The 23,206-nt window shown below is 73.7% G+C and carries 23 protein-coding genes and 2 rRNA genes; 9 read left to right on the top strand and 16 right to left on the bottom strand.

Features of this window, described 5'->3' with window-relative positions:
* The 3 genes from BM223_RS26150 to BM223_RS26140 form a co-directional block, all read left to right on the top strand.
* Positions 1–316, top strand: a 23S ribosomal RNA gene (locus BM223_RS26150); the annotation flags it as partial.
* Positions 317–511: 195 nt separating this feature from the next.
* Positions 512–628 (top strand): 5S ribosomal RNA (gene rrf / locus BM223_RS26145).
* A gap of 90 nt (positions 629–718) precedes the next feature.
* Positions 719–1,822 (top strand): hypothetical protein, encoded by a 1,104-nt coding sequence (locus BM223_RS26140; protein ID WP_038680416.1) that lies wholly within the window; start codon positions 719–721, stop codon positions 1,820–1,822.
* Between the two features lie 3 nt (positions 1,823–1,825).
* Here the strand turns inward: BM223_RS26140 and BM223_RS26135 are convergent, their stop codons facing one another.
* The gene (locus tag BM223_RS26135) at positions 1,826–2,446 is read right to left on the bottom strand and encodes a hypothetical protein (RefSeq protein ID WP_141267525.1); all 621 of its coding nucleotides are present in this window, start codon (positions 2,444–2,446) and stop codon (positions 1,826–1,828) included.
* Positions 2,447–2,529: 83 nt separating this feature from the next.
* On the opposite strand from BM223_RS26135, the gene BM223_RS26130 reads away from it, so the two are divergent.
* The 3 genes from BM223_RS26130 to BM223_RS26120 all read left to right on the top strand — a co-directional run bounded on the left by BM223_RS26130 (position 2,530) and on the right by BM223_RS26120 (position 5,199).
* Positions 2,530–3,450: an alpha/beta fold hydrolase gene (locus tag BM223_RS26130; RefSeq protein WP_052138852.1), complete on the top strand. Its 921-nt coding sequence runs from the start codon at positions 2,530–2,532 to the stop codon at positions 3,448–3,450.
* Between the two features lie 197 nt (positions 3,451–3,647).
* Positions 3,648–4,145: a DUF3145 domain-containing protein gene (locus tag BM223_RS26125; RefSeq protein WP_038680412.1), complete on the top strand. Its 498-nt coding sequence runs from the start codon at positions 3,648–3,650 to the stop codon at positions 4,143–4,145.
* A gap of 130 nt (positions 4,146–4,275) precedes the next feature.
* Positions 4,276–5,199 (top strand): hypothetical protein, encoded by a 924-nt coding sequence (locus tag BM223_RS26120; protein ID WP_141267523.1) that lies wholly within the window; start codon positions 4,276–4,278, stop codon positions 5,197–5,199.
* Positions 5,200–5,211: 12 nt separating this feature from the next.
* On the opposite strand, the gene BM223_RS26115 is transcribed toward BM223_RS26120, so the two are convergent.
* From BM223_RS26115 to BM223_RS26090, 6 genes are all read right to left on the bottom strand, one after another.
* On the bottom strand, positions 5,212–6,513 hold the full coding sequence (locus BM223_RS26115) for an acyl-CoA carboxylase subunit beta (protein WP_240532645.1): 1,302 nt from the start codon (positions 6,511–6,513) through the stop codon (positions 5,212–5,214).
* Positions 6,514–6,652: 139 nt separating this feature from the next.
* Complete coding sequence (locus BM223_RS26110; protein ID WP_038680410.1) at positions 6,653–7,903, bottom strand: beta-ketoacyl-[acyl-carrier-protein] synthase family protein; 1,251 nt, start codon at positions 7,901–7,903, stop codon at positions 6,653–6,655.
* Between the two features lie 32 nt (positions 7,904–7,935).
* Entirely contained in the window at positions 7,936–8,181 is a 246-nt protein-coding gene (locus tag BM223_RS26105; protein ID WP_038680408.1) for an acyl carrier protein, read from the bottom strand.
* A 60-nt stretch (positions 8,182–8,241) separates the two neighbouring features.
* Entirely contained in the window at positions 8,242–9,240 is a 999-nt protein-coding gene (locus BM223_RS26100) for a beta-ketoacyl-ACP synthase III (protein WP_038680406.1), read from the bottom strand.
* Complete coding sequence (locus tag BM223_RS26095; RefSeq protein ID WP_038680404.1) at positions 9,237–10,436, bottom strand: acyltransferase domain-containing protein; 1,200 nt, start codon at positions 10,434–10,436, stop codon at positions 9,237–9,239. Before BM223_RS26095 ends, BM223_RS26100 begins: the two co-directional genes overlap by 4 nt.
* Positions 10,437–10,652: 216 nt before the next feature.
* Positions 10,653–11,837 (bottom strand): PucR family transcriptional regulator, encoded by a 1,185-nt coding sequence (locus BM223_RS26090; RefSeq protein WP_038680401.1) that lies wholly within the window; start codon positions 11,835–11,837, stop codon positions 10,653–10,655.
* A 102-nt stretch (positions 11,838–11,939) separates the two neighbouring features.
* On the opposite strand from BM223_RS26090, the gene BM223_RS26085 reads away from it, so the two are divergent.
* Genes BM223_RS26085 through BM223_RS26075 form a run of 3 tightly spaced genes read left to right on the top strand, consistent with a single transcriptional unit; the run spans position 11,940 to position 15,416 of the window.
* Positions 11,940–12,929, top strand: coding sequence for an alpha/beta fold hydrolase (locus BM223_RS26085; RefSeq protein ID WP_052138850.1), 990 nt, complete (start codon positions 11,940–11,942; stop codon positions 12,927–12,929).
* A 12-nt stretch (positions 12,930–12,941) separates the two neighbouring features.
* Entirely contained in the window at positions 12,942–13,943 is a 1,002-nt protein-coding gene (locus BM223_RS26080) for an SLC13 family permease (RefSeq protein ID WP_052138849.1), read from the top strand.
* 45 nt (positions 13,944–13,988) lie between these two features.
* Positions 13,989–15,416 (top strand): amidase, encoded by a 1,428-nt coding sequence (locus tag BM223_RS26075; RefSeq protein WP_038680396.1) that lies wholly within the window; start codon positions 13,989–13,991, stop codon positions 15,414–15,416.
* Between the two features lie 68 nt (positions 15,417–15,484).
* Here the strand turns inward: BM223_RS26075 and bioD are convergent, their stop codons facing one another.
* The 9 genes from bioD to BM223_RS26030 all read right to left on the bottom strand — a co-directional run bounded on the left by bioD (position 15,485) and on the right by BM223_RS26030 (position 23,110).
* Entirely contained in the window at positions 15,485–16,165 is a 681-nt protein-coding gene (gene bioD, locus BM223_RS26070; RefSeq protein WP_038680394.1) for a dethiobiotin synthase, read from the bottom strand.
* Complete coding sequence (locus tag BM223_RS26065) at positions 16,162–17,289, bottom strand: 8-amino-7-oxononanoate synthase (protein WP_038680392.1); 1,128 nt, start codon at positions 17,287–17,289, stop codon at positions 16,162–16,164. Before BM223_RS26065 ends, bioD begins: the two co-directional genes overlap by 4 nt.
* Positions 17,286–18,569, bottom strand: coding sequence for an adenosylmethionine--8-amino-7-oxononanoate transaminase (locus BM223_RS26060; RefSeq protein ID WP_038680390.1), 1,284 nt, complete (start codon positions 18,567–18,569; stop codon positions 17,286–17,288). The genes BM223_RS26065 and BM223_RS26060 overlap by 4 nt, the downstream gene beginning before the upstream one ends.
* 5 nt (positions 18,570–18,574) lie before the next feature.
* A complete protein-coding gene (gene bioB / locus BM223_RS26055) occupies positions 18,575–19,645 on the bottom strand; it encodes a biotin synthase BioB (protein WP_038680388.1) in 1,071 nt (356 codons plus the stop codon).
* Between the two features lie 115 nt (positions 19,646–19,760).
* Entirely contained in the window at positions 19,761–20,285 is a 525-nt protein-coding gene (locus tag BM223_RS26050) for an RNA polymerase sigma factor (protein WP_158510217.1), read from the bottom strand.
* A gap of 1 nt (position 20,286) precedes the next feature.
* A complete protein-coding gene (locus BM223_RS29395) occupies positions 20,287–21,129 on the bottom strand; it encodes a hypothetical protein (protein ID WP_038680386.1) in 843 nt (280 codons plus the stop codon).
* 66 nt (positions 21,130–21,195) lie between these two features.
* Positions 21,196–21,807, bottom strand: coding sequence for an energy-coupling factor transporter transmembrane component T family protein (locus tag BM223_RS26040; RefSeq protein ID WP_038680384.1), 612 nt, complete (start codon positions 21,805–21,807; stop codon positions 21,196–21,198).
* A 5-nt stretch (positions 21,808–21,812) separates the two neighbouring features.
* Positions 21,813–22,514, bottom strand: coding sequence for an energy-coupling factor ABC transporter ATP-binding protein (locus tag BM223_RS26035; RefSeq protein ID WP_038680382.1), 702 nt, complete (start codon positions 22,512–22,514; stop codon positions 21,813–21,815).
* Positions 22,511–23,110: a biotin transporter BioY gene (locus tag BM223_RS26030; protein WP_038680379.1), complete on the bottom strand. Its 600-nt coding sequence runs from the start codon at positions 23,108–23,110 to the stop codon at positions 22,511–22,513. Before BM223_RS26030 ends, BM223_RS26035 begins: the two co-directional genes overlap by 4 nt.
* Positions 23,111–23,206: the final 96 nt, after the last annotated feature.

The following is a 23,206-nucleotide window of genomic DNA, read 5'->3' as shown; positions in this document are numbered from 1 at the left end:
TGGGTTTAGAACGTCGTGAGACAGTTCGGTCCCTATCCGCCGCGCGCGTAGGAAACTTGAGAAAGGCTGTCCCTAGTACGAGAGGACCGGGATGGACGAACCTCTGGTGTGCCAGTTGTACCGCCAGGTGCATGGCTGGTTGGCTACGTTCGGAAGTGATAACCGCTGAACGCATCTAAGCGGGAAGCACGTTTCAAGATGAGGTTTCCCACCCCTTGTGGGTTAAGGCCCCCAAAAGATGATTGGGTTGATAGGCCGGAGGTGTACAGCAGCAATGCCCAGCCGACCGGTACTAATAGGCCGAAGACTTGCCACAACAAACCCCCAACACACCCAACAACACACCCCCCGACAAGGGTGGGTGGTGGTGTCACGGAACAACACACAGAATCCGAGTGGTTCTGGATGTGCTGCGCGTCCACGATGAAGACCAACCCCGACCAGCGTCGGGCCACCCCACGAGAACACTCCCGTGACGGTGACCCGAGGCGCGTACAGGGGTTCATAGAGTTACGGCGGCCATAGCGGCAGGGAAACACCCGGTCCCATCCCGAACCCGGAAGTTAAGCCTGCCAGCGCCGATGGTACTGCAACCGAGAGGCTGTGGGAGAGTAGGACGCCGCCGGACATACATTCAGGTAGAGGCCACCCTCGGGTGGCCTCTACTCTGTTTTGCACCCTCTTTCCTCAATAGCGATTCGACGTCCAGGAGACCGACGTGGCAGACCAGCGAGGCCGACGCGACAGCGGTGCGGCCCCCCGCAAGGGCGGTAGCGCACGACAGGGCGGCAGTGCTCGACAGGGCGGTGCAGGCCGAAGCAACAGCAGCAGCTCGACCGGTGGCGGCAAGCCGTACGGGTCCGGCGGCAAGCCCACCGGCAGTGGTGCCGGCAGCGGCGGCCCACGGCGTACCGGTGGCGGTAAGCCCGGCGGGGGCAAGCCCGGTGGCAGCGGCGAGGGGCGCCGTCCCTACAGCCGTGACCGGGACGACCGCAACGAGCGGTCCGACCGTCCTGACCGCCGCGGCAAGCCCGCGGCCGGTGGCGACCGGAGCCGGGCTCCGCGCGCGGCGTCGGATCGCGACCGGGACAAGAATCGCGAGCAGCGGGACCGCACGGCCGAGCAGGCCGTGTACGACGGTCCGCCGCTGCCCGAGGACATCACCGGCGCCGAGCTGAGCCCGTCCGTGCGCGCCCACCTGAAGGGGCTGCCGGAGAAGCTCGCCGCGCGGGTGGCGCGCCACCTCGCCGCCGCGGGTCAGCTCGTCGACGACGAGCCCGAGACGGCGTACCAGCACGCGCTGGCGGCCAAGGCCCGGGCGTCGCGGATCGCCGTGGTGCGTGAGGCGGTCGGCGAGGCGGCCTACGCGGCCGGTCACTACGCCGAGGCGCTCTCGGAGCTGCGCGCGGCGAAGCGGATGAACGGCGCGACGGCGTACCTGCCGATCATGGCGGACTGCCACCGGGCGCTGGGCAATCCCAAGCGCGCGCTCGAGCTCGCCAAGAGCCCGTCGGTGGCCAAGTTCGCGTCGCCGGCGCGGGCCGAGATGGTGATCGTCGAGGCGGGTGCCCGTCGTGACCTGGGTCAGCTCGACGCGGCCCTGCGCACGCTCGAGGTCTCCCCGCTCAACAGCAAGAGCCGGGAGCCCTGGGTGGTGCGGCTGCGCTATGCGTACGCCGACACGCTCGAGGCTGCGGGTCGCCTCAACGACGCGCTGACCTGGTTCCACAAGGTCAACGCCATCGACGCCGACGAGAACACCGACGCCGCCGAGCGTGCGGAGTCCCTCGAGAAGCGCGTCGACCGCAACGCCGCCGAGTAGTGCTCAGGCCGGCGGCCGCCCCGCGATCATCACGATCGCCTGGCGGTTGCCGGCCGGCTGCGTGTCCCACCGGATGTCCTCGCGGTACGCGACGTGCACCCGGTCGATGACCGCGAGCGCGGCCTCGGGCGCGTCCACCTTGAGGACGATCGAGTCTCCGCCGACCAGGCGCTCGCCCTCGGGGTTCACGAGCTCGGCGCAGAACTGCTCCGGGGCGGTGGTCACGCCCACCGTGCCCCGGCGGCAGAGCAGGGGAGTGACGGTGACCCTCACGTCGGCGGTGGTGTGCACCCGGACGCCGGCGATCCGCAGCGTGCGCCCGAAGTCGGACGGCGGGGCGAACATGCCGACGTACAGCGGCGTCCCGACGACACCGCTCGCGCTGATGGACTTGTCGCTGAGGGGGAGCTCCTCGGGGGTGAGGGCGTACCAGACGAGCCAGCCGACGCCGAGCAGTCCGGCGAGGACCAGCACGGCGTAGCGCCACGCCCGGGAGCGGAACGACGGTCGCGGGATCCGTGACGAGTCGAGGTCGCCGCTCCGGTTCCCGGCGCGGCGGCGGGGCCGTTCGGCCTTGCGTCGCCCGGGAGCGGGCGCGCGTCGCTCTGATGCCCCCATGGTCATGCCCGCACCCTAGGGCATCCGGGCCGGACCGACCGTCGTGGACCGTCCTCCGGAGCGGGGGAGAACCTGTCACACTCCTGCGCATGACGTTCTCCGGGGTCCGGATCGCCGAGCAGCCCAAGCGGCCCACGCTGGAGGGCAGCGTGGCGGTGCGGGACGGGCGCCGGATCAGCTTCGCGGAGTACGGCTCCCCGCGCGGCCCCGCGATCGTCTGGATGCACGGGACGCCGGGAGCACGCCGGCAGATCCCCGTCGACGCCCGCGCGTACGCCGCGGAGGCGGGCGTGCGGATCATCGGCATCGACCGCCCGGGGATCGGCTCCTCGACGCCGTACCTCTACCCGGACGTGCACGACTGGACCGCGGACCTCGCGCTGCTGCTCGACGCGTTGGCGATCGACACGCTGCGGGTGATCGGGCTGTCCGGCGGTGGCCCGTACGCGCTCGCGGCCGGGGCGGCGATGCCGGAGCGGGTGCACGGCGTCGGCGTCCTCGGGGGCGTGGCGCCCACCCGGGGTCCGGACGCCGCCGAGGGCGGCATCATCCGGCTGGCGGTGCACGCCGCACCGGTGCTGGCTGCGGCGCGCGTCCCCCTCGGGATGGCGCTGACCGGCGCCATCCGCACGGTGAAGCCGCTGGCCGGCCCCGCGCTCGACCTGTACGCCGCCGTGCAGCCCCCGGGGGACAAGAACCTGCTGGGGCGTCCCGAGTTCAAGGCGATGTTCCTCGACGACCTGCTCAACGGCAGCCGGTTCCAGACCTCGGCGCCGCTGGCGGACCTGCTGCTGTTCACCCGGGAGTGGGGCTTCGCGCTGTCCGACGTCACCGTCCCGGTGCGCTGGTGGCACGGGGACGACGACCACATCGTCCCCTTCCGGCACGGCCAGCACTGCGTCGACCGGCTCCCGGACGCGACCATGACCACCATCGACGGCGAGAGCCACCTGGGCGGCCTCGGGATCGCTCAGCAGGTGATGGAGGAGCTCCTCCAGCTGGGGGCGTAGTCGAGGACACGCCGGGAAGCGCTGGAAACGAGGCTCCCCATGGGCCACAATGGGTGACACAACATCACAGGTGTCACGCAGCAACGGTGCCCGCACTCGTTCGCCCACTCCCGACACCTCCGTTGAGACCGCTGGGGAAGGCGTATCTCGCGCCGGAGGTAGGTAGGGAGAAGCGAGGGTTCGTGGTGACCGGAAGCATGAGTGCAACCAGGGGCGTGTTCTACGTCCACTCCGCACCGTCCGCACTGTGCCCGCACATCGAGTGGGCCGTGGGCGGTGTCCTCGGTGTGCCCGTCAACCCGGACTGGACGCCGCAGTCGGCCCAGTCCGGCAGCTACCGCTGCGAGTTCTCCTGGACCGGCAAGCCCGGTGCGGCGGCCGAGATGGCCTCCGCGCTGCGCGGGTGGAACCACCTCCGGTTCGAGATCACCGAGGAGCCGACGTCGGCGACCGAGGGCGCACGCTTCTCGTACACGCCCGACCTCGGCGTCTTCCACGCGGTGACCGGCCTGCACGGGGACATCATGATCCCCGAGGACCGGCTCAAGGCGGCCGTCGTGCGCTCCGCGCTCGGCGAGGTCACCTTGGAGAACGAGATCGACAAGCTGCTCGGCAAGCCCTGGGACGACGAGCTGGAGACCTTCCGGCACGCCGGCGAGGGCGCCCCCGTGCGGTGGCTGCACCAGGTGGTCTGACGACCCGCCCCGTGATGACGTCCCGGTGCCCCGGCTCGATCCTTCGAGCCGGGGCACCGGTGTTCTCCGATCTGGTCACGACCGGGCGCACTCCTCGGCGGGTCGGCGACGGCGCCGCTAGCGTCGCCCGGTGACCGCTACGACCTTGCTCCCGTGGACGTACCGTGACATCGACGCCTTCGGCACCGCCCCGCACCGGGCGGCCCACCTGCTCCACGAGCAGCCGATGTTCACCGACGACGCGCTCGCCGACCTCCTCGACCGCCTGCCCCGCACCGCCGTCCACCCGTACACGATGGGCGCGGACCCGTCGGCCACGGGGGAGTGGCAGCGCGGGACGCCGAGCGACCTGCCGGGCAAGGAGCTGCTCGAGGTCGTGGGGCGGGGCCGGCTGTGGCTCAACCTGGTCGGCGTGAACCGGTACGACGACGCGCTGGCCCGCCTGGTCGAGGAGGTCTACGGCGAGATCGGCTCGCTGGTGCCCGGCTTCGTGCCGCTGGAGATCAAGGCGACGCTGCTGATCTCCTCGCCCACCGCGATGGTCTACTACCACGCGGACAACCAGCCCAACATGCTCTGGCACCTGCGCGGGCGCAAGCGGGCGTACGTGTACCCCCGCTCCGAGCGCTTCGCTGCGGCACCGGACCTGGAGAAGGTCGTGGCCGGTGCGACAACGGAGGGACTGCCCTACGACAGCTCCTACGACGCGCACGCGCAGGTGCTCGACCTCGAGCCGGGTCAGGTGGCCTGGTGGCCGCAGAACAGCCCGCACCGGGTCGAGAACGTCGAGGGGCTCAACGTCTCGCTGTCGACGGAGCACTGGACGCCGGCGTCGGTCCGGCGCGAGCGGGTCTGGACCGCGAACCACTTCCTGCGCGACACCCTGCGCCGCGACCCGCGCTCGACGCGTGAGGACGGCGCGCTCGCCGCGGGCAAGGTGGCGGCGATGCGGCTGGGCCGCAGGGCGGGGCTGCTCCGCACGGGGGAGCAGCAGGCCCTGCAGCCCAGCTTCCGGATCGATCCCGACGTGGCGTCGGGGGTCGGCCGGCTGTAGCTCGGGAGGCGGCTACAGCGGGATGTTGCCGTGGCTGCCGCGGCGCACGCCCTGCGCGTGGACCGCCTCGAGGAAGGCGGCCGCGAGTGCGGAGCGCGTGGTGGCGGGGTCGACGATCTCGTCGACGACGCCGATCTCGACGGCGCGCTCGACGCCGCCGGCGATCCGCTCGTGCTCGTCGGCCAGCTCGGCCTCGACCTGGTCGCGCAGCTCGGGGGCGACCTCGGCGAGGCGCCGCCGGTGCAGGATCCGGATGGCGGCCAGCGGGCCCATCACGGCGATCTCGGCGCCCGGCCAGGCGAACACCTTGGTGGCGCCCAGCGAGCGGGAGTTCATCGCGATGTAGGCGCCGCCGTAGGACTTGCGGGTGACGAGGGTGACCCGGGGGACCTCGCACTCGGCGAACGCGTGGAGCAGCTTGGCGCCGCGGCGCACGACGCCGTCCCACTCCTGGCCGACGCCGGGCAGGTAGCCCGGCACGTCGACGACGACGAGCAGGGGAATGCCGAAGGCGTCGCACATCCGCACGAAGCGGGCGGCCTTCTCGGCGGAGGGGGAGTCGAGGCAGCCGCCGAGGCGCAGCGGGTTGTTCGCCACGACGCCCACGGTGCGGCCGCCCAGGCGACCCAGCGCGGTGACCATGTTGGGGGCCCAGCCGGCGTGGAGCTCGACGGTCGTCTCGTCGTCGAGGATGCCGGCGACGAGCGGGTGGACGTCGTACGCACGCTTGCGCGACTCGGGCAGCAGCGCGCCGAGGTCGGTGTCGGGCACCGCGGCGGCGTCGAGCCGGCCCTGCGCGCCCACGAGCGCGGCCACCGAGCGGGCCTTGCCCAGCGCCTCCTCCTCGGAGGTGGTGACGACGTGGACGACGCCGGAGCGGCGTCCGTGCGGCTCGGGACCGCCCAGGCGCAGCATGTCGACGGCCTCGCCCGTCACCGAGCGGACGACCTCGGGACCGGTGACGAAGATCCGGCCCTCGGGGCCGAGGATCACCACGTCGGTCAGGGCCGGGCCGTACGCCGCGCCACCCGCGGCCGGGCCGAGCACCACCGAGATCTGGGGGATGACGCCGGAGGCCCGGGTCATCACCTCGAAGATCCGGCCGACGGCGTGCAGGGAGAGCACGCCCTCGGCGAGACGCGCACCGCCGGAGTGCCACAGCCCGATGATCGGGATGCGGTCCGTCAGCGCGCGGTGATAGGCATCGACGACCACGGTGCAGCCGTCATTGCCCATCGCGCCACCCATGACGGTGGCGTCCGAGCAGAACGCCACCACGCGAGCGCCGTCGACCGTGCCGGTCGCGGCCATCATTCCGCAGTCAGGGTCGCCGGACGGGAGGAGTTCCAGCGACCCTGGATCGAGGAGCGCGGCCAGCCGCTTCAGAGGATGACGGGGGTCGTCCTCACGAGCGGGCTTGGCGGCGCTGGGGGCGGTCGGAGCCGACGTCACGTCAGCTCACCGACCCGAAGACGACGGCGACGTTGGCGCCGCCGAAGCCGAACGAGTTGTTGATCGCGGCGATGTCGCCGAGCGGGAGGTCCCGCGGCTTCGTCGCGACGTCGAGCTCGACCCGGGGGTCCTGCTCGTCGAGGTTGATCGTCGGGGGAGCGGTGCGGTTCTTGATCGCGAGGACCGTCGCGACGGCCTCGAGCGCACCCGCGCCACCGAGCAGGTGGCCGGTCATCGACTTGGTGGCCGAGACGACGAGGTCGTTGGCCGCGGAGCCGAGGACGGCGTGGAGCATGAGCGACTCGGCGACGTCGCCCTGCGGCGTCGAGGTCGCGTGGGCGTTGACGTGGGCGATGTCGCTGGGCGCCACGCCGGCGTCCTGGACGGCCAGGCGGATGGCGCGCGCGCCGCCGCGACCGGCCGGGTCGGGCTGGGCGATGTCGTGGGCGTCGGCGGTGATGCCGGTGCCGAGCACCTCGGCGTAGATCCGGGCGCCGCGGGCCTGGGCGTGCTCCAGCGACTCGAGGACGAGCGCGCCGGCGCCCTCGCCGAGGACGAAGCCGTCGCGGCCGGTGTCGAACGGGCGCGAGACCGTGGTCGGGTCGCCGTCGTTCTTGGACAGCGCCATCATGTTGGCGAAGGCCGCGATCGGCAGCGGGTGGATGGCGGCCTCGGTGCCGCCGGCGATGGCGACGTCGACCCGGCCGAGCCGGATCTGGTCGGCGGCCAGCGAGACCGCCTCGTTGCCGGACGCGCAGGCGGAGACCGGCGTGTTGACCGGTCCGCGGGCGCCGAGCTTGAGGCTGATCGTGGCGGCCGGGGCGTTGGCCATCAGCATCGGGACCGAGATCGGGGAGACCCGGCGCGGACCCTTCTCGAGCAGCACCTCGTGGTTGGACAGCAGCGTGTGCACGCCGCCGATGCCCGAGGCGAAGGCGACGCCGAACCGGTCGCCGTCGAGCTCACCTGCGTCCTTGACGGTGTCGAGCCCGGAGTCGGCCCACGCCTCGAGCGCCGCCACGAGGGCGAGCTGCGAGGAGCGGTCGAGCCGACGGGCGACGACGCGGTCGAGGACCTCGGTGGGGTCGACGGCGGCCGGGGCGCCGATGGTCACGGGGAGACCCTCCGCCATGTCGCCGAGGGGACGGACCCCCGAGCGACCGGCGAGCAGGCCCTCCCAGGTGCTGGCGACATCGCCGCCGAGCGGGCTGGTGGTGCCCAGGCCGGTCACGACGACACGAGTGCGGGACATGGCTGTCGGTCTCCTAGTGAGTCAGGGGTGGATCAGGCGGCGCGGTTGCGCTCGATGTACGAGACGGCGTCGCCGACGGTCTTGAGGTTCTTGACCTCGTCGTCGGGGATGGTGACGCCGAACTTCTCCTCGGCCTCGACCACGACCTCGACCATGGACAGCGAGTCGACGTCGAGGTCGTCGCTGAAGGACTTGTCCAGCTGGACGTTCTCGGCGGGGATGCCGGCGACCTCGTTGACGATCTCGGCAAGGGCGGCGCGGATCTCTTCGGTGCTCATTCTTCGTGTTCTCCCTGGTTGATGGGTGGTGCTGGGTGGTGCTGAATCGTGGGGTCGTCGTCAGGGGACGACGACGACCTGGGCGGCGTACGCGAGCCCGGCGCCGAAGGCGATGAGGAGGGCGGTGTCGCCCGACTTCGCGTCGCCGTCGTCGATCATGCGCTGCAGCGCCATCGGGACCGACGCGGCGGAGGTGTTGCCGGCGTCGATGATGTCGCGGGCGATCTTGACCGTGTCGGGCAGCTTGAGCGAGCGGGCCATCGCGTCGGTGATCCGGTTGTTGGCCTGGTGCGGGACGAAGCAGTCGAGCTCGTCGGCGGTGATGCCCGCGCGGTCGAGGGCCTGCTGGGCGACCTTGGCCATGCCGTAGGAGGCCCAGCGGAAGACCTCGTTGCCCTTCATCGACAGGCACGGCATCTTCTTCTCGCCGGAGGCGAGGATGTCGCGCCAGTCGGGGGTGCGGATGTGGTCGTAGTGCTCGCCGTCGGAGCCCCAGACGACCGGGCCGATGCCCGGCGTCTCGGACGGGCCCACCACGACCGCGCCGGCGCCGTCGGCGAAGATGAACGCCGTCCCGCGGTCGGTGGGGTCGGTGATGTCGGAGAGCCGCTCGACGCCGATCACCAGCGCGTAGCCGGCGCTCCCGGCGCGGATCATGTCGTTGGCCAGGGCGACGCCGTGGCAGAAGCCCGCGCAGGCCGCGGAGATGTCGAAGGCGGCCGCCTGGTCGGTGCCGAGCTCGTAGGCGATCGCGGTCGCGGCCGACGGGGTCTGCAGCAGGTGGCTGACGGTGGCGACGATGACGCAGTCGATCTGGCGGGCGTCGATGCCCGCGGCGGCGAGGGCGTCGCGGGAGGCATCGACGCTCATCGACACGACGGTCTCGTCGTCCTCGGCGAAGCGGCGGGTCTTGATGCCGGAGCGCTGCTGGATCCACTCGTCGCTGGAGTCGATCGCGTCGACGACCTCGGCGTTGGGGACGACGCGGCGCGGGCGGTAGGCGCCGACGCCGAGGATCGCGGCGTGCGCGGCGCCGGTCTCGGTGCGGAGCGCGGTCATGCGGGGACGACCTCGGGGTGCAGGCGCAGGAGGGGTTGGCCGGGGGCGACCGGGTCGCCGTCCTCGACGAGCCACTCGACGACCTGGCCGCCGTGGGCCGCGGTCACCGTGATCCGGTCGCGCAGGCTGGCGACCTCGCCGATCGGCGTCCCGGCGTCGAGGCGGTCGGCGTCGGCGGCGGCCTCGGCCCGGTGGAAGAGGCCCTTGGCGGGGGAGACGACCATGCGCCAGGTCGGCGAGCTGTCGATGAGGGAGGTCTCGACGTGGCGGCCGCAGAACGCGCGGGCCTCGTCGAGCTGCTCGGGACCGGTGAGCGCGAACGTCTCGACGCTCAGGTCGCGGCCCTTGAAGTAGCGCTTCGCGATGCCGGTCAGGGTGCCGGCCGGCGGCATCTCGAGGATGCCGGTGACGCCGATGTCGGCCATCGTCTCGAGGCAGAGGTCCCAGCGGACCGGGCGGGCGATCTGGCCGACGATGCGGCGGAGCACGTCCTGGCCGTCGTGGACGACGTTGCCGTCGCGGTTGGAGATGAAGCGGGTCCGCGGGTCGTGCGTCGAGACCGACCGGGCCAGGTGGGCGACGTGGTCGACCGCGGGGGCCATGTGCTGGGAGTGGAACGCGCCGGCGACCGAGAGCGGCCGCGGGCGGGCGCCCTTGGGCGCGTTCTCGGCGAACGCGGCGAGCTGCTCCATCGTCCCGGCGGCCACGATCTGGCCGGGGCCGTTGTCGTTGGCGGCGGTGAGGCCGTGCGCCTCGATGGCGGCGAGGACCTCGTCGCGGTCGCCGCCCAGGACGGCGGTCATGCCGGTCGGGGTGACCGCGGCCGCGGCGGCCATCGCGTTGCCGCGCTCGCGGACCAGGACCATCGCCTGCTCGGCGGTGATCACCCGGGCGCCGACGGCGGCGGTGATCTCACCGACGCTGTGGCCGGCGACCGCGCCGAGGCCGCGGTAGGCGTCGGCCGGGTGGGGGTAGAGCTGCAGCGCGGCGACCAACCCGGAGGCGACCAGCAGCGGCTGCGCGATCTTGGTGTCGCGGATCGTGGCCTCGTCGGCCTCCGTCCCGTAGTGCGCCAGGTCGAGGCCGGCGACGGCCGAGAGCCACTCGATGCGGGCGGCGAAGGTCGGGTCCTCCAGCCACGGCGAGAGGAAACCGGGGGTCTGAGCCCCTTGGCCGGGGGCGACGATCACGAGCACGGAACCAGCCTGCCTCGCGGCGTAGGACGAAAGCGCCTGCGCCGCCCACGAAGATGCCGCCCCCGGTTTGTGGGAGTCCTACAAGCCCCGCGAAGGAGCACGTTCCGGCGCCCGAGTGCGCACGAACAGGCGCGCGGCTGCCGTCGAGTGCTTCTTCGAGCGCCGGAACGTGCTCCTTCGGCCGCCGGAACGTGCCCCTTCGGCGGGCGGGAGGGGTCAGGACGCGGCTTGGCGGCCGAGGATGAGCGCGAGCTGCAGGGTGAGGGCGTCGCGGGGGACGGCAGGGGTGAGGCCGGTGAGGTCGGCGATCTGGCCGAGGCGGTAGCGCACGGTGTTGGCGTGGACGAAGAGGGCGCGGGCGGTGGCCTCGATGCCGCCGCCGTTGGCGAAGTAGGCGACGAGGGTGGCGACGAGCTCGCCGCGGGCCTCGCTGAGGGGGCCGAAGATCTGCTCGACGGCGTCCTGGCGGGCCACGTCGTCGCCGGCGAGGATCCGCTCGGGGAGCAGGTCGTGGGCCGAGACCGGGCGGGGGGCGTCGGGCCAGCCGACGGCGGCCCGCAGCGCGCCGAGGGCGATGCCGGCCGAGCGGTGGGCGTGGGCCAGGTCGGCGGCCGCGGGCCCGACGACGACCGCGCCGGCGCCGAAGAGGTGGACGACGGCCGCGGCGTCCTTCTCGGGGACGGTGACGCCGCCGAGGATGACGACGAGCAGGTGTCCCTGGACGGCGCTGAGAGCGTCGAGACCGTGCTCGAGCGCGGTCCGTCGCACCTCGTCGAAGACGCCGGTGCCGGCGCCGTTCGCCTCGGCGGGGGCGGGCCCGACGACGACGGCGACCTCGCCGCGCGAGGACCAGCCGACGGCGCTGGCCCGGGAGAGCACCGACTCGTCGGTCTCGGCGCGCAGCACGGCGTCGACGGCGAGCGCCTCGAGCCGGGCGTCCCAGCGGCCGCGGACCTCGGCGGCGCGGGCGTAGACCTCGGCCGTGGCGAAGGCGACCTCACGTCCGTAGCGGAGGACGGCGGCGTGCACCTCGCCCAGCAGGTCGGGGTCGAGCAGCCGCTCGACGCTGCGCTCGACCTCGTCGATGGTGAGCTTGATCAGGTCGACGGTCTGGTGCAGGTCGATCACGCCGGCCATCGCGCGGGGCGCGACACCGAAGACCTGGAGCACGACGGCCTCGTCCTGGGGGTCGACGCCGCCCCCCTCGGCGAACCAGTCGACGAAGCCCTTGACGCCCGCCTGGACGATCATCCCGACCCACGAGCGCTCCTCGGCGGAGAGGTCGCGGAACCAGGGGCGGTCGGCCTCCATGCGGGCGATCGCGGCGGAGCCCAGCGAGCCGGACGCGGCGCGCAGCTGCTGGGTCGCGCTGGCGCGCGTCGAGCGACCGATCGGGGACATGACACCAGCGTAGGACCCGGTGAACACCCGGCGGCCCGGGTGTCGGCCCGGGGCCGGACGTGGTTGAATCGTCCACCATCTGCTTGCGGGAGGGGGCGCGCCATGACGGAGCCGGAGGACGACGTCCAGTACGTCACGCTGCACGGCAAGCGGCGCGCCTACGTCAAGAAGGGCTCCGGTCCCGCGCTCCTGCTGCTGCACGGCCTCGCCTGCGACCACACGACCTGGTCGCCGGTCATCGACCGGCTCGCCGAGCGCTACACCGTCATCGCCCCCGACCTGCTGGGGCACGGGCTCTCGGACAAGCCCCGCGCCGACTACACGCTCGGCGGCTACGCCAACGGCATGCGCGACCTGCTCACCGTCCTCGGCATCGACAAGGTGACCGTGGTCGGCCACAGCTTCGGCGGCGGGATCGCGATGCAGTTCGCCTACCAGTTCCCCGAGCGCACCCAGCGGGTGATGCTCGTCGCCACCGGCGGGCTCGGCCCCGAGGTGACCCCGCTCATCCGGCTGATCCAGGTGCCCGGCTGGTTCCGCGCCGTCGGGGTGCTGACGCTGCCCGGCATCCGGCACGCCGAGACGTTCGCGCTCCGCACCGCCGCGCGGTACGGCGACGTCGGCCCCCTGCGCAAGTACACCCGCGACCTCGACGAGGTCGCCGACATCGTCGAGTCCTGGAAGGACCGGCGCACCCGCTTCGCGATCCGGCACCTCGTGCGCGCGGTGATCGACTGGCGGGGCCAGATCGTCACCATGTCCGACCGGGCCTACCTGTCCGAGGCGATGCCGATGGCGGTCGTGTGGGGCGAGGACGACCAGGTGCTCCCGGTGCGCCACGCCGCCAATGCGGCCGAGCTCGCGCCCGACGTCCGGGTCGACCTGCTCGCCGACGCCGGGCACTTCCCGCACAAGAACCACCCCGAGGAGTTCGCCCGCATCCTCGACGAGTTCGTCTCGACGACCGAGCCGGCGTCGTACAACCGAGCGCGGTTCCGGCGGATGCTCAAGGCCGGCGTCACCGCGCCGCTCGGGCCGATGGCCGCGGTGGCCGTCGCCGAGGCGCGGGACGAGGCGAGCACCCCTGCCTGAGCGCCGCCGCCCGTGCTGACCACGCTGACGAGCGTCTTCTGCCTGCTCGCGGTCGTCCGGGCGCTGGAGGGCGTGCACTTCTTCAGCGCCGTCGCCGAGGGGATCATCGGGCTGCTGCGCAGCCGCCGCTCGCTGGTGCTCGGGCTGGTGCTGCTCACCCTGCTCGCGTCGATGCTCATCACCAACGACATGGCGCTGCTGACGCTGCTGCCGCTCACCGCGGTCACCCTGCGCGCCACCGGCAACGACGACCTGCTGGCGTTCGTCTTCGTGATGGAGACGGTCGCGGCCAACCTCGGCGGGATGATCACGCCCTTCGGCAGCCCCCAGAACCTCTACCTCTACCAGTACTACGCGCTCGGGATCGGTGACTTCCTGCGCATCATGGCGCTGCCGTTCGCCGTGTCCGTCGCGCTGATCGTGGTGACCTGCCTGTTCGTCCGCCGGACCCGGCACGAGCCGGTGGTCTTCCCGCACGAGGTCGCCTGGCGCCCGGCGCTGCTGCACCTGGTGCTGTTCGCCGTCACCGTCGCGATCGTGCTGCGGGTGCTGCCGTGGTGGGCCGGGATCGGGGTCGTCGCGGTGCTGCTCGTCGTCGACCGTGCGGCGCTGCTCAAGGTCGACTACCTGCTCATCGTCATCCTGGCGCTGTTCTTCGTGGTCGCCGAGGGGCTCTCCCGGGTGCCCGCGGTCGCGACCGCGCTCGGCGACCTGCTCGCCCACGACCCGCTGCTCGTCAGCACGCTGGCCAGCCAGGTGCTCTCGAACGTCCCGACCGCCGTCCTCGCCGCGCCGTTCACCGATGAGCACGCCCAGCTGCTCGTCGGCGTCAACATCGGCGGGGTCGGCACGATCATCGCGTCCCTGGCGAGCCTGATCACCCTGCGCCAGTACGCCGCGCTGCGGCCGGGGGAGGCGCGCTCGTTCCTCGGGCTGTTCACTGTCGTCAACGTGGGCTTCCTGGTCGTGCTCGTCGCCGTGATGCGCGGCGCCGTCGGGGCGGGCTGGGTCTAGGGGCCGATACTCCGGCGCTCCGCGCCCGGGCGATACGGTCGGAGGGTGGCCGAACTCCACGACCTGTCCGCGCTCGAGCAGGGTGCGCTGATCCGCTCCGGCGAGATCAGCCCCGTCGAGCTGACCGAGCACTACCTCGAACGTGCCGCGCGGCTCCCGCAGGAGTACGTCGACGGCGCCTTCGCCTTCCGCGACCCCGATGCCGCCCGGCTGCGGGCGCGCGAGGTCGCGGCCGTGGGTCCGGTCGGCGACGGCGCGTCGCCGCTGGCCGGCGTCCCGACGGCGATCAAGGACCTCAACCTGACCAAGGGCGTGCCCACCGCGTTCGGCTCGCCGGCGTTCGCGGGCTACGTGCCCGAGATCTCCGACGGCGTGACCCTCGCGATCGAGGACGCCGGGATGATCAGCCTCGGCAAGACGAGCACGCCCGAGTTCGGCTCGCCCTGCTACACCGAGCCCGAGGGCCGCCCGCCGGCCGTAACGCCGTGGGACACCACCCGGATGGCCGGGGGCTCCTCCGGCGGCGCCGCGGCCGCGGTCGCCGCGGGACTGGTGCCGGTCGCCCAGGGCTCCGACGGGGGCGGCTCGATCCGGATCCCCGCCGCCTGCTGCGGTCTGGTCGGCCTCAAGCCCAGCCGGGGCCGGATCAGCGGCTTCCCGATGTACGGCGACCCGATCGGCCTCGCCGTCGCCGGACCCATCGCGCGGACCGTCGCCGACGCCGCCGCACTCCTCGACGTGATGGCCGGGCGCCGCGCCGGCGACCCGTCCTGGGCCCCCGAGCCGAGCGGCGGCGCCTTCCTCGCCGCGACCGGTCGCGAGCCCGGCCGGCTGCGGATCGGCTGCTTCGACGAGCCCGTCATCGCCGACACCGACCTCGACCCCGAGGTGCGGCGCGCCTACGACGAGACGACCCGGCTGCTCGCGTCGCTCGGGCACGCCGTCGAGGACATCCCGGTCCCGCTCCCGCGCGAGGCCGTCGCCGACTTCGAGACCTGCTGGGCGGTGCTGACCGGGCTGTCCACGGTGCCGCTCGCGCCCGAGCAGCAGGCCACGCTGCGCCCGCTGACCCGCTGGCTGGGGGAGCGCGGGGCCGCCGTCTCGGGGCCGGAGTTCGGGCTCGCGATCGGGGCGCTGCGCCGGCACGCCGCCGAGGCGCTGGTCGCGCTGGCGCCGTACGACATCGTGCTGACGCCGACCGTCGCGACCCCGCCGCCGCTCGTCGGCGCCCTGCGCGACGACGCCGACCCCGCGGCCGACTTCGAGGCGCAGAAGCGCTACACGCCGTGGACCTCGGCCTGGAACGTGACCGGCATGCCCGCGATCTCGCTGCCGCTGCACCAGACGCCGGAGGGCCTGCCCGTGGGGATCATGCTCGCCGCGCGGCCGGCCGAGGAGGAGCTGCTGCTCTCGCTCGCGGCGCAGCTCGAGGCGGCGTTGCCGTGGAGGGACCGGCGGCCGCCGGTGTGGTGAGGGGGTGGTCGGCGCCGTCCGGCAGTTTCACCGCCTAGGCGGTGAAACTGCCGTCAGGACGCGCCGCCTCAGCCGAACCACCCCACCGCCGCCTCGACGAACGCGTCAGGCAGCAGCGAACCCGCCCCGTCCGGGACGACGGCGAGCACCGGCAGCCCGGTGACCCGCGGCAGGTCGTCGCGGTTGCAGCGCTCGGCGAGCCCGGGCGAGCAGGGCCAGGCGCCGATGACCACGCCGGCCGGCTCGACCCCGCGGGCACGGAGCGCGGCGACGGTGAGCTCGGTGTGGTTGAGCGTGCCGAGCCCGGCCCGGGCCACGACGACGACGTCGGCGCCGAGCGCGACGGCGAGGTCGAGGAGCGTGCCGTCGTCGAGGTCGAGCCGGACGAGCAGGCCACCGGCGCCCTCGACGAGCACGAGGTCGTGCTGGCCCGTGGTGGCCAGGTCGCGGACCCGGGCGGCGTGCTCGGCGACGGTCGGCAGCGTGGCGCCGGCCCGGCGGGCGGCGGTGTCGGGGGCCAGGGCCTCGTCGAGCGCGGCCAGCTCGATGACATCGGCGCCGGTGAGGGCGGCGACCGTGTCGACGTCGTGGGGGTCGGGGTCGGCGCCGCCGATCCCGGTCTGGACGGGCTTGACGACCAGCACCCGCTCGCCGATCCCGCGTGCCCGGGCGGCCAGCGCCGCGGTGGCGATCGTCTTGCCGACCCCGGTGTCGGTGCCGGTGACGACGACGATCCGGGCGGCGGTCACTGGTGCTCCTTGACCAGGGCGGCGAGGGTGGCGACGGCGCGCGCCCAGTCGTCGTCCGGGACGCCGGCGCTGGCGGTGATCCGCAGCCGGGAGATGCCGTCGGGCACCGACGGCGGCCGGAAGCAGCCCACTCGCAGTCCCGCGCCGAGCGCGGCGGCCTGGGCGGCGACGGCGGCCTGCGGCGACGACATCGGGACCGACAGGACGGCGCCCGCCGGTGCCGCCACGCCGAGGACGTCGGCCAGCTCGGCGACCCGGGCCCGGACCGTCGTACCGAGCTCGGGGCGGGCCCGCAGCGCGCGCAGGGCGGCCAGCGCCCCGGCGGTCGGCGCGGGTGCCAGGCCGGTGTCGAAGATGAACGGCCGGGCCCGGTTGACCAGGTGCTCGCGCAGCGCGGGAGAGCCGAGCACGGCGCCGCCCTGGGCGCCGAGCGACTTCGACAGCGTCGCGGTGACGACGACGTGGGGGAGGCCGGCGAGCCCGAGCGTGGCGACCAGCCCCGGGCCGTGCACGCCGAGGCCGTGGGCCTCGTCGACCACGAGCAGGGCGTCGTGCTCGGCGCAGAGCTCGGCGAGCTCGACCAGCGGCGCGGCGTCGCCGAGCACCGAGTAGACCGACTCGGCCAGCACGATGGTCCGCTCGCCGTCGGCCGCGGCGGCGACGAGACCGGCCCGGACCGCGTCGACGTCGCTGTGCGGGACGACGGTCAGCCGGGCGCGCGAGAGACGGACCGCGTCGACGAGCGAGGCGTGGATGTGGGCGTCCGAGAGGACCCGGGTGCCGCGGTCGGCGAGCGCGGTGACCACGGCGAGGTTGGCGTGGTAGCCGGTCGAGAGCACGAGCGCGGCCGGCTGGCCGAGGTAGTCGGCGAGCTCGCGCTCGAGCTCGTCGTGGATCCCCAGCGTGCCGGTGACCAGGCGCGAGGCGCTGGCGCCGGCCCCCCAGGCCAGCGCAGCGTCCGCGGCGGCCCGGCGGACGCCGGGGTCGCGGGCGAGACCGAGGTAGTCGTTGCCGGCCAGGTCGACGGCCGGGTCGTCGGCCGCGCGCGGGCGCAGCCGGCGGGTGAGCCCCGCGGCCTCGCGGGTGGCGGCCTGCTCGGCGAGCCAGGTCTCCCAGGCGCTCATCCGGCGCGCACCGCCGCGGTGATCCCGGCGAGGAGCCGGTCGAGCTCGTCGGGGCCGGTGACGTAGGGCGGCATCGCGTAGACCAGGTCGCGGAACGGGCGCAGCCACGCCCCGGCCGCGAGCGCCGCCTCGGTGGCCGCGATGACGTCGACCGGGTGGTCGAGCTGGACGACGCCCACCGCGCCGATCGTCCGGACGTCGCGCACGCCCGGCGTTCCGCGCAGGGGGGAGAGGCCGGCCGCGAGCCGGTCGCCGATCGCGCGCACGCGGCCCGCCCAGTCGCCGTCGAGGAGCAGGTCGATCGACGCACTGGCGACCGCGCAGGCCAGCGGGTTGCCCATGAACGTGGGCCCGTGCATGACGACGCCGGACTCGCTCGCGGAGATGCCCCGGGCCACCTCGTCGGTGGTGATGACGGCGGCGAGCGTGAGGTAGCCGCCGGTCAGCGCCTTGCCCAGGCACAGGACGTCGGGCGTGACGAGCTCGCTGACGAACAGGTGACCGGTACGCCCGAAGCCCGTCGCGATCTCGTCGAACACCAGCAGCAGGCCGTGCTCGTCGGCGATCTCGCGGAAGACCTGCAGGCACTCCGCGGGATAGGGGTGCATGCCGCCCGCGCCCTGCAGCAGCGGCTCGACGATGATCCCGGCCAGCTCGTGCGCGTGCCGGGCCGCGAGGGAGCGCAGTCCGGCGGCCCAGGTGGCAAGCTCCGGCGCCCCGGCGTCGTACGACGGGGGCTGGGGCCCGAAGATCTGGTCGGGGAGCAGCCCCGCCCACATGCTGTGCATGCCGCCGACCGGGTCGGTGACGCTCATGCAGTCGAAGGTGTCGCCGTGGTAGCCGCCGAGGACGGTGAGCATCCGGGTGCGCTCGGGGCGGCCGCGGCCGCGCTGGTATTGCAGCACCATCTTCATCGCGACCTCGACGCTCACCGAGCCGGAGTCGGCGAGGAAGACCCGCTCCAGCGGCTCCGGCGTGATCTCGACGAGCCGGCGGCCCAGGCCGACGGCCGGCTCATGGGTCAGCCCGCCGAACATCACGTGGCTGAACCGGCCGGCCTGCTCGGTGAGCGCGGCGTCGAGCGCCGGGTGCCGGTAGCCGTGGATCGCCGACCACCACGACGCCATCCCGTCGACCACCCAGGCGCCGTCGACCTCCAGCTCGCAGCCGCGCGCCGCGGTGACCAGGTGTGCGGGCGTCGGCGCGGTCATCGACGTGTAGGGATGCCAGAGGTGCTCGCGGTCGAAGGCGAGCACCGCGTCGGTGGCGGTGAGGGTCATGGCGCTCAGGCGTTCGCCGCGACCTCGGTGCCCGCGCCCCGGCGCCGGATGGCCGGGTCGTGCTCGGTCGCCTCGGCCGCCGGGTCGAGCGCGTCCTCGGCACCGAGGATGACGAAGCCGTTGTCGCGGATCATCTCGATGTCGGCCTTCGCCTCCTGGCCCTCGGAGGTGAGGTAGTCGCCGAGGAAGATCGAGTTCGCGACGTGCAGCGCGAGCGCCTGGAGCGAGCGCAGGTGCATCTCGCGGCCGCCGGCGATCCGGATCTCCTTGTCGGGGCACACGAACCGCGCCATCGCGAGGATCTTGAGGCAGCGGGTGGGGGAGAGCTCCCAGGTGTTCTCGAACGGCGTCCCGTCGAAGGGCATGAGGAAGTTGACCGGGATCGAGTCGGAGTCGAGCGCCTTGAGCGCGAACAGCGCCTCGACCAGCTGTTCGTCGGTCTCGCCGAGCCCGGCGATCAGGCCCGAGCAGGGGGAGAGGCCGGCGGACTTGGCCCTGCCGATGGTCTCGACCCGGTCGTCGTACGTGTGGGTCTGGACGATCGTGTCGTGGTGCGACTCGGCGGTGTTGATGTTGTGGTTGTACGCGTCGACGCCCGCCTCCTTGAGCCGCTCGGCCTGGCCGTCCTTGAGCAGGCCGAGGCAGGCGCAGACCTCGACGTCCGGGTACTCGTCCTTGAGCGCCTCGGTCATCTCGGCGACCTTCTCGATGTCGCGGTTGGACGGCCCGCGACCCGACGACACCATGCACACCCGGGTCGCGCCTCCGCGCAGGCCGGCGCCGGCCTGCTGGAGGGTCTCGTCCTTGGAGAGCCAGGAGTACTTGAGGATCGGCGCGTCCGAGCCGAGCGCCTGGGAGCAGTAGTTGCAGTTCTCGGGGCACAGCCCGGACTTGAGGTTGACCAGGTAGTTGACCTTGACCGTGTTGCCGAAGTGCTCCCGCCGCAGCCGCCCGGCCGCCGCGACGAGGCCGACCAGGTCGGCGTCGGGGGCCCGGAGGACGGCGAGGGCGTCGGCCTCGGAGGCGGCGCCACCCGCCAGGATCGTGGTGGCCAGCTGGTCGAACTGCGCGCTCATCGGTGACTCCCTGGTGCGGTGGGCAGGCTTCCTGAACAGTGTTCAGGTTGCTCAGGATAGCGGCGCGGCGCCGGTTTGGGGAGTCGTGTGCCCGAGAACCCGGACATCTGCCTTCTCAGGCACGCGACCCCGCGCGGAGCGCGCGGGCCAGGGCGTCGAGCTCCGGATCGGCGGCGAGAGCGCGGCGGGCGCGGTGCAGCCGGACCCGCGCCGTCCCCGGGCGCACCCCCAGGGTGACCGCCAGCTCGGCCGGGGTCAGCCGCTCCCACTCGACGAGGAGCAGCACCTCGCGCTCGGCGGGGGAGAGGCGGTCGAGGGCCGCCCGGACCGCCTGGCGGCGGGCCTCGCCCGCGTCGGCCGGGGCCTGCTCGGGCCGGCTCGCGAGCTCGGTGACGGTGGCGTCCTCCCGGCCCTGGCGCCGGGCCTCGGCGAGCAGCAGGCGGCGCGCGACGCCGTACAGCCAGGCCCGGCGGAGCATCGGTGCCGGCAGGTCCCCGCGGCGGCGCCACGCGGTGGTGAACACCTCGGCGACGACGTCCTCGGCGTCGGCCGTCGTCCGGCGCCGGACGTAGCCGAAGAGCTCGGGAGCCGTCGCGCGGTAGAGCTCCTCGAACTCGCCGGCGGTCAGGATGCGCGCCACGTCAGCGCCCCGGTCCGTCGGAGGGGAGCGCCTGCGGGAAGTCCGGCATGAGCGCCGGGCCGAGGCAATTGGCGTGGGCGGCGAGGCTGGCGGCGAGCGCGTCGACGTCCCCGGCGGCCACGGCCCGGGTGACCTCGCGCAGGTAGTAGTACTGCGTCGGGTCGGCATGCACCTCGGTGGTGGTCACGCCCGTGTCGGCGTCGTACACGTCCATCGTCGCCATGCTCGTGGCCTGGCGGGGGTCGAGGTCGGTGATCGCCGGCCAGGTCCGCGCGGTGACCAGGACCGCGGCCGCCTCGTCGCGCAGCGCGGTGTCGCCGGCGTCGATCGCACGCTTCCAGGTGTTGGACCACGCGCACACCGCGAAGATCGCCGTCCAGCCCCGGATCGCGCCGGTGCTGACGGACGTCGTACCCGGCTCCGCGCCGCCACCGCGCCGGGCGTCCTCGACGTGGCTGTCGAGCGCGATCCGCCGCGCCGCCGCGGTCGGGAACCGGATGTCGCGGGTCTCCTCCTCGATCACCTCGGCGTAGTCCGCGCCGGCCGGGTCGAGGTGCTCGCCCGGCCCTCCGAGCCGCAGGTCCTCGGCGTCGGCGGCGCTCCGCCCGGTCCGCGCGCCCCAGCCGTCGGCCGCCGCCAGGCCGGCCGGCACGGCGAGCGCCGCCGCGGCGACTCCCGCCGCGATCAGCCGGCGACGACGGCGTCGCGGGGGCGGGGCGTCGTCCATCCGGGCGCGGACGACGTTCCAGGTGCGGGCCAGCGCGGCGGGGTCGGCGCCGTCCACCTCGGGCGCGGTGTCGGTGACGAGCCGGGTGTGCTCGTCGGTCCAGGGCAGCGGGTCCATCTCGTCCTCCGGGGTCGGGGGTCAGCCTCCACCACGGATGTGTCGGTGCGTTACCGGACGCGCGGCTCAGTCGTCACCGAGCCCGCGCGCGTGGAGGGCGTCGCCGGTGGCGCGCGCGTGCGCGACCACCCGGATCACCAGCGGCGTGAGGTACGCGCGCGGGTTGCGCTCGAGGCCGCGGGCGCGGGCGGCGTCCCGGGTCTCGCCGGCGATGGCGAGGGTGAGGGGGATGCCGCGGATCATCAGCGAGAACGCGAGGGCCACGAGCTCGGGGTTCACGCCGAAGCGGCGGAACGGCCCCAGCCACCGGGTGATCGCGTCGACCATCCGCTCGACGGAGGTGGTCGTGGTGAAGACGGTCGCCAGCAGCAGGAGCGCGACGAGCGCGCCGACCACGACGAAGGCGTGCTCGCCGCCCCGCTGCCAGGTCTGGTACGCCGCCAGCAGGGTCATCGCGACGAGCACTCCGCGCAGCGCCCGGGCCGCGCGGCGCAGGCGGACGCCGGCGACCACGCAGCCGGCGACGGCGAGCACGAGCAGCCCGATCGTGGTGGGCACGCCGCGGAAGCTGACGGCGACGATGCTGAGCACGAGCAGGCCCAGCAGCTTGGCGCCGACGGGGAGCTGGTGGAAGACGGAGGTCCCCGGCTGGTAGTCGCCGAGCGGGCTGGCGGTCATCGGGCTCAGCCGGCGCTCGCGCGGTAGTGGGCGACCACCTCGTCCGGGGCGCCGTCGGCGACGACGGTCCCGTCGTCGACGAGCAGGACCCGGTCGCAGCGCAGGGCGAGGTCGAGGTCGTGGGTGGCGAGGACCAGCTGCTGGGGGAGGCCGAGCAGCAGGTCGCCGATCATCCGGGCGTTGCGCAGGTCGAGGAGCGTCGTCGGCTCGTCGGCGACGAGCACCGCGGGGTCGGTGGCCAGGACGCCGGCCAGGGCGAGCAGCTGGCGCTGGCCGCCGGACAGCGTGTGGACGCTGCGGTCCGCCAGCTCCTCCAGCCCGTACGACGCGAGCACGCCCCGCGCCGCGTCGGCCCGCTCCTCGCGGCCGCGGACCTGGTGGCGCAGCGAGAGGGCGACGTCCTCGACGACGGTGGGCATCACGAGCTGGGCGCTGGGGTCGGTGAAGACGAAGCCGACCCGGCGGCGTACCTCGCGGCCCTTCTTGGCCACGTCGAGCCCGTCGACGACGACCCGGCCGGAGGTCGGCTCGACCAGCCCGTTGACCAGCCGGGCGAGCGTGGACTTGCCCGAGCCGTTGGGGCCGACGAGCGCGATCCGCTGCTCGGTGAGGTCGAGCGTGGTCTCCCGGAGGACGGTGACCTCCGGGACCGGCCCACCGGGCGTCGCCGCGCGGACGACGACCCGGTCGAGCTCGATCCGGCTCACGCGGACTGCGTCGCCGGCTCGTCCGTGGTGGTCGCGGGGGAGCGACGCGCGGCGAGGTCGGGGAACGCCCGGTGCACGGCGGTCGCAATGAGCGCCATCACGACGTTCTTGGCGATGTCACCGGGGAAGTAGGCGGCGTCGAAGCTGAACGCCTCCTTGAGGCTGAGGTCCGCGCGCCAGGCGAGGTTGAGCGGACCGAGCGTGTGCACGAAGACGAAGCTGCTGAGCAGGCCGCAGGTGAAGACGAGCGTGAACTGCGTAGCGTTGCGGTGGTTGCGGTAGACGAGGTAGCCGCACAGCGCCGCGGCCAGCGGGAACGCGACGAGGTAGCCGGCCGTCACGCCGCTGTAGTGCGAGATCCCGGACGCGCCGCCGGAGTAGATCGGCAGCACCAGGCCGGCGACGAGGTAGAGCACGACGCTGAGGAAGCCGCGCACCGGGCCGAGCACGGCTCCGGTGAGCAGCACGCCGAACGTCTGCAGCGAGTACGGGACGCCGACGCCGGTCTTGATGTCGGGCAGGATGGCGCACACCGCGATGAGGGCGGCGAAACCGGCGATCAGGGCGACGTCGGTGGTGGGCGTACGGCGGGTCATCGGGGTCCCTCTCGGGCCGGGAGCGCGGCGGTCGCGCAGACTGAACGGTGTTCAGGTTAAAGTGGCCTCTCGACAACGGTCAAAGTGGGAGGGCGG

This window comes from Pimelobacter simplex, from assembly GCF_900114845.1.
GTDB lineage: Bacteria > Actinomycetota > Actinomycetes > Propionibacteriales > Nocardioidaceae > Nocardioides > Nocardioides simplex.
Note: the sequence above shows the minus strand (reverse complement) of the source record. Positions and strands in the feature narration are given on the sequence as shown.

Coding starts and splice junctions, on each gene's coding strand:
- BM223_RS26135 (WP_141267525.1), bottom strand. CDS start 2,446: ATGACCATGGGGGCATCAGAGCGACGCGCGCCCGCTCCCGGGCGACGC.
- BM223_RS26130 (WP_052138852.1), top strand. CDS start 2,530: ATGACGTTCTCCGGGGTCCGGATCGCCGAGCAGCCCAAGCGGCCCACG.
- BM223_RS26125 (WP_038680412.1), top strand. CDS start 3,648: ATGAGTGCAACCAGGGGCGTGTTCTACGTCCACTCCGCACCGTCCGCA.
- BM223_RS26115 (WP_240532645.1), bottom strand. CDS start 6,513: ATGATGGCCGCGACCGGCACGGTCGACGGCGCTCGCGTGGTGGCGTTC.
- BM223_RS26110 (WP_038680410.1), bottom strand. CDS start 7,903: ATGTCCCGCACTCGTGTCGTCGTGACCGGCCTGGGCACCACCAGCCCG.
- BM223_RS26105 (WP_038680408.1), bottom strand. CDS start 8,181: ATGAGCACCGAAGAGATCCGCGCCGCCCTTGCCGAGATCGTCAACGAG.
- BM223_RS26100 (WP_038680406.1), bottom strand. CDS start 9,240: ATGACCGCGCTCCGCACCGAGACCGGCGCCGCGCACGCCGCGATCCTC.
- BM223_RS26090 (WP_038680401.1), bottom strand. CDS start 11,837: ATGTCCCCGATCGGTCGCTCGACGCGCGCCAGCGCGACCCAGCAGCTG.
- BM223_RS26085 (WP_052138850.1), top strand. CDS start 11,940: ATGACGGAGCCGGAGGACGACGTCCAGTACGTCACGCTGCACGGCAAG.
- BM223_RS26065 (WP_038680392.1), bottom strand. CDS start 17,289: ATGAGCGCCTGGGAGACCTGGCTCGCCGAGCAGGCCGCCACCCGCGAG.
- BM223_RS26060 (WP_038680390.1), bottom strand. CDS start 18,569: ATGACCCTCACCGCCACCGACGCGGTGCTCGCCTTCGACCGCGAGCAC.
- bioB (WP_038680388.1), bottom strand. CDS start 19,645: ATGAGCGCGCAGTTCGACCAGCTGGCCACCACGATCCTGGCGGGTGGC.
- BM223_RS29395 (WP_038680386.1), bottom strand. CDS start 21,129: ATGGACCCGCTGCCCTGGACCGACGAGCACACCCGGCTCGTCACCGAC.
- BM223_RS26040 (WP_038680384.1), bottom strand. CDS start 21,807: ATGACCGCCAGCCCGCTCGGCGACTACCAGCCGGGGACCTCCGTCTTC.
- BM223_RS26030 (WP_038680379.1), bottom strand. CDS start 23,110: ATGACCCGCCGTACGCCCACCACCGACGTCGCCCTGATCGCCGGTTTC.